Below are 11,405 nucleotides of genomic sequence, written 5' to 3' on the forward strand. Positions count from 1 at the left end.
GGCCGGCTTGCCGCACGCCCACCGATCGCCGGCCTTGAGGGGAGAAACCGTGTCGCAGGACCGTTTGGGGCTGTTCGATACACCGCCGGGCCGGAGACAGATCCGGCTCAGCCTGGCCGTCGTCGGATTGATGTTCGCCGCGTTCTTCCTCGCTTTGCCTTACCGCAACGCGCCCCTGCCGCAGGTCAACGCCTTCATTCCGATGATCGACGCCGTCATGTTCGTCGGCGAGCTGATCATCGCCACCCTTCTCTACGCCCAGGCCTCCGTATTTCGCTCCCGCGCGCTCACCGTGCTGGCCACGGCCTTCGTCTTCGCCGCGCTGCTGGTGGTCCCGCACGCCCTCACCTTCCCGGGCGCCTTCGCGCCGGACGGGTGGCTCGGCGCGGGGGTCAGCAGCTCGGCCTGGATCTACACCATCCGGAGAGGCGCGTTCCCGGTGGCGATCATCGCCTATGTCCTGCTCAAGAAGGTCGATTCCCAGGTCATGCCCGGGCCCGAGCGGCCCTCCCCCAGAATCGCGCTTTGCGTCGCAGGGGCGTTCGTGCTGGCGGTAGCGGTGACCGTGCTGGCCACGGCCGGGCACGACTTGCTGCCGCCCTTCTTTCTCAGCCACTCGGTGCTCCTCTACACCAAGGCGCTGCTCTACGAATCCGCCGCCTTCGCTCTTTTCGCGGTGGCGTTGATCATGCTGTACCGCGCGCGCAGCTCGGTGCTCGACACCTGGCTGCTGGTCGCCTTTTCCGGGCTGCTGATCGAATCGCTGCTGATCATGACGCTCCAGGACCGGTTCACCGCCGGCTGGTATTCCCTCTACGGCCTGGTGCTGGCTTCCCACCTCGTCGTTCTGCTGGCGCTGATCGCCGAATCGAACAGGCTCTATGCGCGGCTGGCCCTGTCGACGGCGGCGCGCAACCGCGAGCGCGACGCGCGGCTGATGTCGATGGATGCGGTGACCGCGGCCATCGCCCACGAGGTCGGCCAGCCGCTGACCGGAGCGATCGCGAGCGCCATGGCCGGCCTGGACTGGCTCGACCGCGACCGGCCCGATCTCGAAAAGGCGGCGAAGGCGCTGCGCGGCTCGATCGACGCCGGCAAGCGCACCGCCGAGGTCATCAAGAGCATCAGGGCGATGTTCGCCAAGGGCCCGATCGCCGCGACCCGGTTCAGCCTCAACGACCTGGTCCGCGAGACGGCCTCGTTCCTCGAGCGCGAGCTGGCCGGAGAGAGGGTCGTGCTGGAACTCACGCTGGACGAGGCGCTGCCGCCCGTCCTCGCCGACCGCGTCCAGATCCAGCGCGTGCTGGTAAACCTCTTCACCAACGCGATCGACTCGCTGGGCGCGACTCGCGGCCGGCAACGCCGGATCGCGGTCCGCTCGGCGCCGATCGCCGGCCATGACGTCCTGCTCGAGGTCAGCGATACCGGCATGGGCATCCGGGCCGACGAGACGGCGCACATCTTCGACGCCTTCTTCACGACCAAGGCGGCCGGAACCGGGCTCGGCCTGTCGCTCTGCCGGACCATCGTCGAGGAGCATGGCGGCCGCCTCTGGGCCTCGCCGGGCCCCAGGCACGGCGCGACGTTCCACCTGCAACTGCCGCAAGGGGGAATGGTTCACTGATGCGTACCGTGATCCTCATCGATCCATGCCGGCCGGCAAAGGGCTGATCGTGACCCGGGACCCGCTTGGAGTGTTCGATACGCCACCGAACCGGGCGCAGATCCGGCTCAGCCTCGTCATCATCGTCCTGATCATCGCCGCGTTCGGTGTCGCCTTGCCTTTCGCCAACGTTCGTCTGGGCGAGATCAGGGTCTTCGTTCCGACGATGAATTCAATCATATTCGTCGGCGAGCTGATCATCTCCGCCCTCCTTTATGCGCAAGCCTCCGTCTTCCGATCGCGAGGCCTGACGATTCTCGCCACTTGCTACGTCTTCACCGCCTTGCTTGTCGTGCCGCATGCGCTCGCCTTCCCCGGCGCCTTTGCCCCGGACGGCGTGCTCGGCGGAGGCGTCAATACGGCGTCGTGGGTCTACATGCCCCGCCGGATAGCTTTTCCCGTCGCAGTCCTTCTCTACGTGTGGTTCAGGCGGAAGGAATCGGCAGCGCATCCCGGAACCGAGCGCCCGCCGGAGAAAATCGCGCTCTGGGCGATCGCAGCCATTGCCTCGGCCGCGGCGGTGACTCTGGTCGCGACGATCGGCCACGACCTGCTCCCGCCCTTTTACGCCGACCGCAACAGCATAGATTATTCCTATGCCCTCACCTACGAGCTGGGAACGTTCGCGCTCCTCGCGGCCGCAACGGTCGTCCTTTTCCTCAGCCGCCGCTCGGTGCTCGATTTATGGCTGCTGGTCGCCTTTTTCGGATGCCTGATCCAGTCGCTGTTGATCATGACGATCCACGGCCGCTTCACGGTGGGCCTGTACTGCCTTCACGCCATGATCATGTTTTCCCATCTCGTCGTGCTGCTCGCATTGATCGCCGAATCGAACCGGCTCCATGCGCGGCTGGTGCTGTCGACCGCGGCCCGAAGCCGGGAGCGCGAGGCCCAGCTGATGTCGATGGACGCGATCACGGCCGCCATCGCCCACGAGGTCGGGCAGCCGCTGACCGGAACGATCACCAACGCGATGGCCGGCCTGTGCTGGATCAGGCGCGAGCGGCCGGACCTGGAAAAGGCGATCGAGGCGGCGCGCGCCACGATCGAGGCAGGCAATCGCACCGGCGATGTCATCAAGAGCATTCGGGCGACGTTCGCCAAGGGAGGGGGGCGGACCACCGAGGTCAGCCTCAACACGCTGGTGCGGGAGACGGCGGCGTTTCTGGAGCGGGAGCTGGCCGGCGAGAAGGTCTCGCTGGAGCTCACGCTGGACGAGGCGCTTCCCCATGTCCTGGCCGACCGCGTCCAGATCCAGCGCGTGCTGGTCAACCTGTTCACCAACGCGATCGAATCGCTGGGGGCGACGAGAAGCGGCCCCCGCCGAATCGCGGTCCGCTCGGCGCCGCTCAACGGCCACGAGGTGCTGCTCGAAGTCAGCGACAACGGGATCGGCATCGAGCCCCAGGAGATGACGCGAATCTTCGAGCCCTTCTTCACGACCAAGGCGGCAGGCACGGGCCTCGGCCTGTCGCTCTGCCGGACGATCGTCGAGGAACATGGCGGCCGCCTCTGGGCCACGCCGCGGGCCGATCACGGAGCGACCTTTCATCTGCAGCTTCCGCGCGCGGCGTGACTGGGCGGTCACCAGGTCAGCCGGCATTTTTCGCAATCATGTGCGGCAGCGCCGCCGTCGTGGACTCATGCGGGAATGGAGTTACTATCCGGCACGGCCGGCCCGTCTAATCCGTGACTCGACTTGTGGGCTTCCAGAGGGATTTCTTGCAGCAAGACCAACTGGGATTGTTCGATACCCCGCCAGGCCGGCGCCAGATCCGATTGAGCCTGGCGGTCGTGGCGGCCTTGTTCGCGGTCCTTCTCATTACCTTGCCCGTGCGCAATCGGCCCTGGCTCGAGATCGACGCGTTCATTCCGGTGCTCGATTCCATGATGTTGGTCGGCGAGCTGATCGTCGCCGCCATGCTCTATGCCCAGGCCGGCGTCTACCGCTCCCGAGCGCTCACCTTCCTCGCGGCGTCCTTCGTCTTTCAGGCCCTGCTCGTAATCCCTCATGCGCTCACGTTTCCGGGCGCCTTCACCAGCCAGGGCATGCTTGGCGGCGGCAACGCGACCGCCTGGATCGCCGTGTTCCGGCGGCTCGGCTTTCCGATCAGCGTCATCGGCTATGCCTGGCTGAAGCACAGAGAGGCCGGCGATCGGGCCGGGACCCTGGGCGCGGATCCGAAGATCGCCTTCACCATCTTCGCCACGGCTGCCCTGGTCGCGCTTTGCACTGCGCTGAGCACGATCGGACAGGGCCTGCTGCCGCCCATCTTCGTCAACCGCACCGAGCCCAACTTCCTCAATCTGGCTTTGATCAACGCGCTGGCGATAGCGCTCTCGCTCGGGGCGATGACGATGCTGATGCGCCTGCGCCGGTCGGTGCTCGACGTTTGGCTGCTGGTCGCGCTCTCCGGCTGGGTGATCCAGTCGTTGCTGAACTTCGGCGCCGGCGTGCGCTATTCCATCGGCTGGTACGTCCTCATCGGCCTGATGATGGTCTCGAGCCTGGTGGTCATGCTCGCGCTGATCGCCGAATCCAACCGGCTCTACGCACGGCTCGCTCTGGCGACGGCCGCGCGCGACCGCGAGCGCGACGCCCGGCTGATGTCGATGGACGCGCTGACCGCGGCCATCGCCCACGAGGTCGGGCAGCCGCTCACCGGGGCAATCGCCAACAGCCTGGCGAGCCTGGAATGGGTCACGCGCGACCAGCCCGATGCCGCCAAGGCGAGGAAGGCGATCAGCGCGGCCATCGACGACGGCAATCGCACCGCCGAAGTGCTCAAGAGCATCGGGTCGACGTTCGCCGCCGGGCCGATCACGCCGAGCGAATTCAGCCTCAACGAACTGGTCCGCGAAACCGCCGCCTTTCTCGACAGGGAGCTGGCCGGCGAGAAGGTCGCGCTCGAGCTGACCCTGGACGAGGAGCTGCCCGGAATCCTCGCGGACCGGACCCAGATCCAGCGCGTGCTCGTCAACCTTTTCACCAACGCGATCGAATCCCTGAGCGCGACTCGCCGCGGGCCGCGCCGGATCTCGGTCCGCTCGACGCCGCTTGGAGACGAGGAGGTGCTGGTCGAGTTCACCGATACCGGCGTCGGCATCGCGCCCGGCGACGAGACCCGCATTTTCGACGCCTTCTTCACCACCAAGGCGGCCGGGACGGGCCTTGGCCTCTCGCTGAGCCGGAGGATCGTCGAGGAGCATGGCGGACAGCTCTGGGCTTCGCCGGGCGCGAAGCACGGCGCGACCTTCCACCTGCGGCTGCCCCGCGGCGCCCTGCCCGCGCTTTGACGCCAAGCTCCACCGAGCAATGACGAAGGCTTGGGGTTTGGGCGAATTTTCCAAGGGTCTGCACCGATGGGCGGCGCAATGCCCCGCCGCTATGCCCCGTCGGATATGACCCAAGCATCTGGATCGAGCGCCTCCGCCCACCAGTGGAGCATGATCAAATCGACCCTCCTCGGCGGTGTCCTCTTCCTGCTGCCGATCGTCCTGATCGCCTGGCTACTCGGTAAGGCGCTGGGCTTCGCGACTCGCCTTTCTCAGCCCGCGGTTCAGGCCGCGGGAGTCGATTCGGTGGCCGGAGTCGCGACCGGCACGATCATCTCGATCCTGGCGCTGGTGCTGCTGTCCTTCTTCGCCGGAATGGTGGCCCGAACCCGGGTCGGGCAAACGACCTTCAACAAGCTCGAAAACAGCGTGCTTTCGCTCTTCCCCCAATGGCGCATGGCGCGCGGGCTGATCGAAAGCTTCGAGACCGAGACGAAATCGGAGATCGAGGTGGTGATGGTGCCGACCGACGCTGGCTGGTGCCTGGCCTTCGTGCTCGAGAAGCCGGAGGGAGATTGGTGGACGGTGTTCATCCCCGGCGCCCCCCAATGGACCTCCGGGGCCGTCGCCTTCGCCCACAAGGACCAGGTCCAGCCATCCGATCTGACGCCGGCGCAGGCGATCATGCTGATGCGCCGCTGCGGCGCGGGGTCGTCCAGGACGCGCGCCCTGCTCGCCTCGCTGCAGGAAAAAGGCGCTCTTTGAACGGGATCGCCGGCGCCTCCGATTCGGCGCCACTCTCGGTCGTCCGCCTCGTAAAAGGCGCATATTGCGGTCGATCAAGATTGCTGCTCTGACACCGGTTTCGCGCGCGATGGAGGCCCAATGATTCGTGCCGGCTTGATGCGATGGCTGGAGGGGCCTCCACTGACGGGGCCCAACGCTCTTGCCTGTCTGGCCGCGGCCATCGCCATTCCTACGCTCATCCGCGCCGCCGTCGACGGCGTGGTGACCGGATGCGAGTTCACGCCCTATCTGCCGTTCGTGTTCGTCTCCGCGATCCTGCTGCGCTGGTGGAAGGCGGCCCTGGTCGCCCTTGCCTCGGTCGCGATCCTCGGCGCGCTGTTCGCCGGCCCGCACCATGCCCCTTCCTGCTTCATTCCCAGCGCCGGAATGTTCCTGGCTTCCTCCGCGACGATGATCGCCCTGGTGGTGATGATCCGCGGGCTGATCACCGCCATCCAGAGCCGCGGCCCCGACGGGCCGTCCGACGGGATCGTCTTCAGCCTCGAAAATGACGAGGTCTGGGCGAGCTGGTACGGCGAAGGGCCGCCGCTGCGCCTGGGATCGCAGCAAAGGGTGTCGCGCATGATGAAGGACTTCCTCAGGCAGGAAGAGGTGGGCAAGCGCCTCAACCGGCGGCCCTGACGGACCCGGCCCCTTCCACGCCCGATCGTTGACTTTCGCGCAAAAGCATCTAGATGCCCGCCTTCGCTTGCGCGCTCCGGCGCGACAAGCGTTCCGTCCGAGACAGTTGGCGGGGGCATTTCGGCCCTCTTAATTTCCAGCCTAGACGGGGAACAGTTTTGAACCGCGGCCGCGTGCGATGCATGGCCGTCGGACCCGCCGGAAGTCTCCGGCCCTGACTCTCCCCTTCGGACTATTCCCATCGAAGTAATACTTCGATGGGGACCCAGTGATGCGGTGCGCGCTTTCGCGCGCGCCGCTGTTGAAGCCGCGCGGCGGGCGTTCCGCCGCGCATAAGTGGAGAGCTACATGGATCGCGCTCAAAAAGCAGAAGCGGTCGCCGAGCTGAAGCAGACGTTCAACGAGACCAGCGTGGTGGTCGTCACCCGCAATCTCGGCCTCACCGTGGCCCAGTCCACGGCCCTGAGGAATCGGATGCGCGACGCCGGCGCCCGTTACAAGGTCGCGAAGAACAAGCTTGCTCTCATCGCGCTCGAAGGCACGACCTACGCCCCGCTCAGCGACCTGTTGACCGGCCCGACCGCGCTTGCCACGTCCGCCGATCCGGTGGCCGCGGCGAAAGCGGTCGTGGAATTCGCCAAGACCAACGATCGTCTCGAGATCGTCGGTGGAGCGATGGGCGAGACCGTCCTCGACGTGGCTGGAGTGAAGGCGCTTGCCGAGCTTCCGTCGCTCGACGAACTGCGTGCGAAGATCGTGGGCCTGATCCAGGCGCCCGCGACCAAGATCGCCCGCACGATCAACGAGCCGGGCGCCCAGCTGGCCCGGGTCTTTGGCGCCTACGCCGCCAAGGAAGCCGCATAGCTTGAACGACCTTTTCTTTTGAACTGAACCTATTGGGCCGAGCGCCCGCAACGGAGACTTAAAATGGCAGACATCAACACCCTCGTCGATCAGCTGAGCGAGCTGACCGTCCTCGAAGCCGCCGACCTCGCCAAGGCCCTCGAAGAGAAGTGGGGCGTCTCGGCCGCCGCCGCCGTCGCCGCCGGCCCCGCCGCCGCCGGCCCGGCCGCCCCGGCCGCCGAAGAGCAGACCGAGTTCGACGTGATCCTCACCGGCGACGGTGGCAAGAAGATCAACGTCATCAAGGAGGTCCGCGCGATCACCCAGCTCGGCCTCGGCGAAGCCAAGGCCCTGGTCGAGAGCGCTCCCAAGGCGATCAAGGAAGGCGTTTCCAAGGCCGAAGCCGAGGAAATCAAGAAGAAGATCGAGGAAGCCGGCGGCACCGTCGAGCTTAAGTAAGCGTCTTCGCTTTTGCGAATATGGAAAGGGGCGGCCCACGGGCCGCCCCTTTTTCGTTGCCGGCTTGCGTCGGTAGCTCAAACGCGCTCAGGCTCCCCATGGAGGCGGGCCTCGACATTCTCGGTAATCCCGGTCCGGTCTAGCTTGAACGGTTCGAGATCGCCGTCGTCCTCGCCGGCCCGGCCGATCGCGAAGGAGGCGTGGGTACGTCCCTCGCTGCCGTCGGGCAATGTGTAGCGCGCGTCGGCGACGACCACCGGAAGGACGTCGCCGTGCAGGCCGTCCCTGGGCAGCGACATGGCGCCCTCGACCCGGGCGCCGTCGCCCGGCTCGATCGACAGGTCCGAACGGGTCGCTCCGGCCGGGGGCTCGATCAGCGAGCGCTCCATCTCGCTCCCTTCACCGGCCGCGACCATCCAGGTCGACACGCGCACGTCGCGCGCCGGGGCCGACCCGGTGTTGCCGACGGTGAGCTCATATTCGACCACGGCCTCGTCCTCGCTGGTCCCCGCGCGGATCGGGCGCATCAGGAATTCGAGCCACGGCCGATCGGGCACGGGCTCGGACGAAGCGGCGAGAGCGGCCATGTCGGCGCTGTCCGGCTCGGACACCTCCTCCACGGCCGCGGCGGCGAGCGGCGCGGCATAAGCGGGCTCGGCCTCGGCTTCGTAGACGGGCTCCTCGTAATAGACGTCCTGCTCCTCATAGGCCTCGCGGCGGCGGCGCAGGGCGATCAGGGTCAGCGCGGCGAGGAGCAGCACGCCGGCGGCGGCGAGCCACGGCCAATAACGCGCGAGGACGCCCTGTTGCGCGGCGGGGGCGGCGGCCTGGATCGGCGGGATGGCGACAGGGGCCGGAGCGGCGGGCGGAGGCGCGACGGCCGCTGGAGCGGCTGGCTCGGCGGCGACCGGGACGGGCGCGGGCGCCGACTGGACCGGCGCCGCGCGCGTGCGGGCCGGCGGCGCTGCGCGCGCGTGGGTAACGCTGCGCGTTGTCGTGGAACGGGTTACGGTCCGCGCGGCCCGGGTTTCCGGAGCAGGTGCCGGGCGGGCGACCGGGGCCGAAACCGCCGGCGCGAGCGCGGGCGTCACTATCGCGGGTGCGGGCGCGTGGACCACGGGCGGCGGCGGCGCGACCACGACCGGCGGCGGCGCCGCGACGACGTCTTGCGCGAATACGGGCGCGGTTGCTGAAGCGACGAGCGCGGAAAGCGCGGCCATCGCGGGGCGATGCAGATGCAGCTTCTGTTTCATATCGAGGAGGCAACGAATCTCGCGGGCGGCAGGGCTCGCTTGGCCGCATCTTCTGCGGCCAGCCGTTCGCGCCCAGCGTTAAGTCGATCCGCCTCGCTCAGCGCCCGAGGCGGCGTAGCAGTGCGAGGCGATGGGCTACGGCTGCTGAGGCTGCGGGGTTTCCGCGGCGGCCTCCAGATCGGCCTCCACATCCCCGGAAGAACCCACGCCGAAGCCGAGCAGCCGCCGGCTCGCTTGCTGCGCCCGTTCGTGCATCCCGCGCAGCATCTCCCGCCCCATCAGCTCGCCTTCCTCGTGAACCATGCCGAGCCGGTGCAGCGCGTACAGCCCGAAGAGCGCGGAGAGCAGGAAATAGAAATCCCAGGCGCGGAGCGACAGGCGGGCAAACTCCCCCTGATAGTTCGGGCCCACCCATTGCAGCGTCAGCGCGAACTCGCGCGAGGCGAAGAAATCGGCGCAAAAACCGCCGATCAAGGGCGCCAGCCCGGCCGCGAGCGAGGAGATCAGCGCATTCGCCGCCAGATAGGATTCGGATGCGCCGCGGGGCGAGATTTTCATGATCATGTTGCCGGTGGCGAGGGACACGCCCGCCGACGCCACGCCCATCAGGAGGTGCAGAAGGACGAGGTAGGCGCCCGCGAGCGTCCTCGATTCGAACTGCGAGGCCGGGATCATGCCGACGATGCACAAGAGGAAGGTGGGTGCGGCGACGTTGAGCACCGACTTGTCCTTGAAGCGATCGGCGAGCTGGCCCCAGCGCGCCAACGTGAGCAGGGTCGCGAATTGGGCGATCAGGCTCAGGGCCATGACGAACGCCATGCCGAAGCCCAGCTGAGTCAGGAAGAAGACGGTGAAGAAGGGCTGAGCGAGGTTCACCGCGAACTTCCAGTTGGCGAGGAATCGGATCCAGCTGCGGAACTTCTCGTCGGCCCACACCTGGCGGAGCATCGGGATCAGGCGCCACGCGGAGGCCTCCGGCGGCGGCATCATCGGTTCGGGCACCCGCGCCAGCGCGGCCGCGCTCACCAACTGGGCGAGAAAGGCCAAAGCGAATAGGCCGGCGAACGCTGCGGCACGGTCGGCGGAGCCTTGCGGCGTCTGTTCGAGCAGCCAAGCCGAGCACAGGCCCGCAACGAGGGCGGTCGCGGTCGCCAGCGTCGAGCGGCGGCCGAAGAAGCGGCCGCGCCGATCGTCGGGCACCATGTCGCGCACCCAGCCGCTCCACGCGCAGCCGGCGAACGCGCTCGCGCCGCCGTAGAGGGCGATGACGGCGACGAGGGCGAGACGCGTCCGATCGCTCGCGCCCGAAAAGGCGAGGCCCAGCATCAACAGCGGCGCGGTCGCCGAGACGAGGCTGCCGACGACCGCGATCGCCTTGCGCGCCCGCACCTTCTGAACGAGCATCACCGCCGGGCCCTGAAGCAAATCCCGCCAGAAGGTCAGCGCGGCGATGGCCCCGATCACCTCGTTCGAGGCGCCGAGGTGAAGCGCGAAGGCGGTGACGATCACCCCGCCGACCAGGCTGTCGCAGGTCGTCGAGAAGACGACCTCCCGGGTTAGCATGACGAGGCCGCGCTCGCGGGTCTTGTCGTCGAGCGCCTCGCGAGGCGCGAGAATGGACCCTTTCCGCATGGCGCGCCCTCCGGTCCCCGCCCGGACGGCGATGCTATGGCCCCCGGCTTTCCAGGCCCATCGGGTCAAGACCCGAGATCGCACCGATTTTTCCGGTGGCCGCCGGGCCGGTCGGCGCTAGCATCGGCGGATGATATTCGTGATCCAGCATATCTGGACCCGCTGGACCAAGACCGCCCGCGGCGCCAACGCGCCGCTCAAGCGGCCGCGGCTCGACGAGGCCTATCGCTTGCCGAGAGCGATACCCGCCGCGAGCGCCGTTCTGCACGAGATCCGCTCGCTGGAAAATGACGGATTCGGGATCGAGCAATCGCTTGCGCCGGTCACCCGCAAGGAGTGGACGGACGCGCAGTGGAGCCACGGCGCCACGCTCGATTGGCACCTCGGGAAGGACGGCGCCGAGATCGTGCTGCAATCCGACACGTCCCGCCGACAGACCAAATGGCCCGCCTTCCTGCCCTCCCCCTTGTTCGTTCTCCGCCCTGGGGAAACCGCGCGGATCGACTGGAACGGCCGCTTCCGCACTTCGGTGGGCGATTCGAACCGATCCTCCTATTACGAGCAGCACTGCTATTGGCTGGCGCTCACGGAGACGGCCGAACCGCGCCTGTTTCTCGACGCGACGCCGAGGAAGCATGTCGATCTCCGAACCGGAATTTATTGAGGTTTTGCCGCCTCCGCGCGTTTGACAAGCTGCCCTCACCTCCCTATATCGCGCCCCTCACCACATCGGATCGGAACAGGGCGCGCCGTCGCGCAGCGCGCTCAACGCATTGATCCGCTGAGGTTTCATAGGACGTGCGAAGCTGCAATTCCCAGCCGGGAATCCGCGGCTTTTTGCGTTTCTGCGC

General features: G+C 67.6%; 10 protein-coding genes. 8 read left to right on the plus strand and 2 right to left on the minus strand.

What is annotated here, in order from left to right; genetic code table 11:
* Positions 1–49 precede the first annotated feature (49 nt).
* The 7 genes from E6G92_06900 to E6G92_06930 all read left to right on the plus strand — a co-directional run bounded on the left by E6G92_06900 (position 50) and on the right by E6G92_06930 (position 7,669).
* Positions 50–1,624 (plus strand): two-component sensor histidine kinase, encoded by a 1,575-nt coding sequence (locus E6G92_06900; GenBank protein ID TMJ19497.1) that lies wholly within the window; start codon positions 50–52, stop codon positions 1,622–1,624.
* Complete coding sequence (locus tag E6G92_06905) at positions 1,539–3,239, plus strand: hypothetical protein (protein TMJ19498.1); 1,701 nt, start codon at positions 1,539–1,541, stop codon at positions 3,237–3,239. Before E6G92_06900 ends, E6G92_06905 begins: the two co-directional genes overlap by 86 nt.
* A gap of 146 nt (positions 3,240–3,385) precedes the next feature.
* Positions 3,386–4,960, plus strand: a complete 1,575-nt coding sequence (locus E6G92_06910) for a hypothetical protein (protein ID TMJ19499.1) — start codon at positions 3,386–3,388, stop codon at positions 4,958–4,960.
* 66 nt (positions 4,961–5,026) lie between these two features.
* Positions 5,027–5,704 (plus strand): DUF502 domain-containing protein, encoded by a 678-nt coding sequence (locus tag E6G92_06915; protein ID TMJ19500.1) that lies wholly within the window; start codon positions 5,027–5,029, stop codon positions 5,702–5,704.
* 120 nt (positions 5,705–5,824) lie between these two features.
* Positions 5,825–6,367: a hypothetical protein gene (locus tag E6G92_06920; GenBank protein ID TMJ19501.1), complete on the plus strand. Its 543-nt coding sequence runs from the start codon at positions 5,825–5,827 to the stop codon at positions 6,365–6,367.
* A 348-nt stretch (positions 6,368–6,715) separates the two neighbouring features.
* Positions 6,716–7,231 carry a 50S ribosomal protein L10 gene (locus tag E6G92_06925; protein TMJ19502.1) on the plus strand — a complete coding sequence of 172 codons (516 nt, stop codon included), beginning with the start codon at positions 6,716–6,718 and terminating at the stop codon, positions 7,229–7,231.
* Positions 7,232–7,294: 63 nt separating this feature from the next.
* Positions 7,295–7,669 carry a 50S ribosomal protein L7/L12 gene (locus E6G92_06930; protein TMJ19503.1) on the plus strand — a complete coding sequence of 125 codons (375 nt, stop codon included), beginning with the start codon at positions 7,295–7,297 and terminating at the stop codon, positions 7,667–7,669.
* Between the two features lie 77 nt (positions 7,670–7,746).
* Here E6G92_06930 and E6G92_06935 read toward each other — a convergent pair whose 3' ends face one another.
* Both E6G92_06935 and E6G92_06940 read right to left on the minus strand, forming a co-directional pair.
* On the minus strand, positions 7,747–8,922 hold the full coding sequence (locus E6G92_06935) for a hypothetical protein (GenBank protein ID TMJ19504.1): 1,176 nt from the start codon (positions 8,920–8,922) through the stop codon (positions 7,747–7,749).
* Positions 8,923–9,057: 135 nt separating this feature from the next.
* Positions 9,058–10,554, minus strand: coding sequence for an MFS transporter (locus E6G92_06940; protein TMJ19505.1), 1,497 nt, complete (start codon positions 10,552–10,554; stop codon positions 9,058–9,060).
* A gap of 130 nt (positions 10,555–10,684) precedes the next feature.
* Between E6G92_06940 and E6G92_06945 the strand changes: the two genes are divergently transcribed.
* Positions 10,685–11,218, plus strand: coding sequence for a hypothetical protein (locus tag E6G92_06945; protein TMJ19506.1), 534 nt, complete (start codon positions 10,685–10,687; stop codon positions 11,216–11,218).
* Positions 11,219–11,405: the final 187 nt, after the last annotated feature.

Source organism: Alphaproteobacteria bacterium, assembly GCA_005883305.1.
Taxonomy (GTDB): domain Bacteria; phylum Pseudomonadota; class Alphaproteobacteria; order Sphingomonadales; family Sphingomonadaceae; genus Allosphingosinicella.

Bases quoted from the DNA above. Each gene is read 5' to 3' on its own strand.
- E6G92_06930 (TMJ19503.1), top strand. From the start codon at position 7,295: ATGGCAGACATCAACACCCTCGTCGATCAGCTGAGCGAGCTGACCGTC.
- E6G92_06925 (TMJ19502.1), top strand. From the start codon at position 6,716: ATGGATCGCGCTCAAAAAGCAGAAGCGGTCGCCGAGCTGAAGCAGACG.
- E6G92_06940 (TMJ19505.1), bottom strand. From the start codon at position 10,554: ATGCGGAAAGGGTCCATTCTCGCGCCTCGCGAGGCGCTCGACGACAAG.
- E6G92_06915 (TMJ19500.1), top strand. From the start codon at position 5,027: ATGGGCGGCGCAATGCCCCGCCGCTATGCCCCGTCGGATATGACCCAA.
- E6G92_06935 (TMJ19504.1), bottom strand. From the start codon at position 8,922: ATGAAACAGAAGCTGCATCTGCATCGCCCCGCGATGGCCGCGCTTTCC.
- E6G92_06945 (TMJ19506.1), top strand. From the start codon at position 10,685: ATGATATTCGTGATCCAGCATATCTGGACCCGCTGGACCAAGACCGCC.
- E6G92_06905 (TMJ19498.1), top strand. From the start codon at position 1,539: ATGGCGGCCGCCTCTGGGCCTCGCCGGGCCCCAGGCACGGCGCGACGT.
- E6G92_06920 (TMJ19501.1), top strand. From the start codon at position 5,825: ATGATTCGTGCCGGCTTGATGCGATGGCTGGAGGGGCCTCCACTGACG.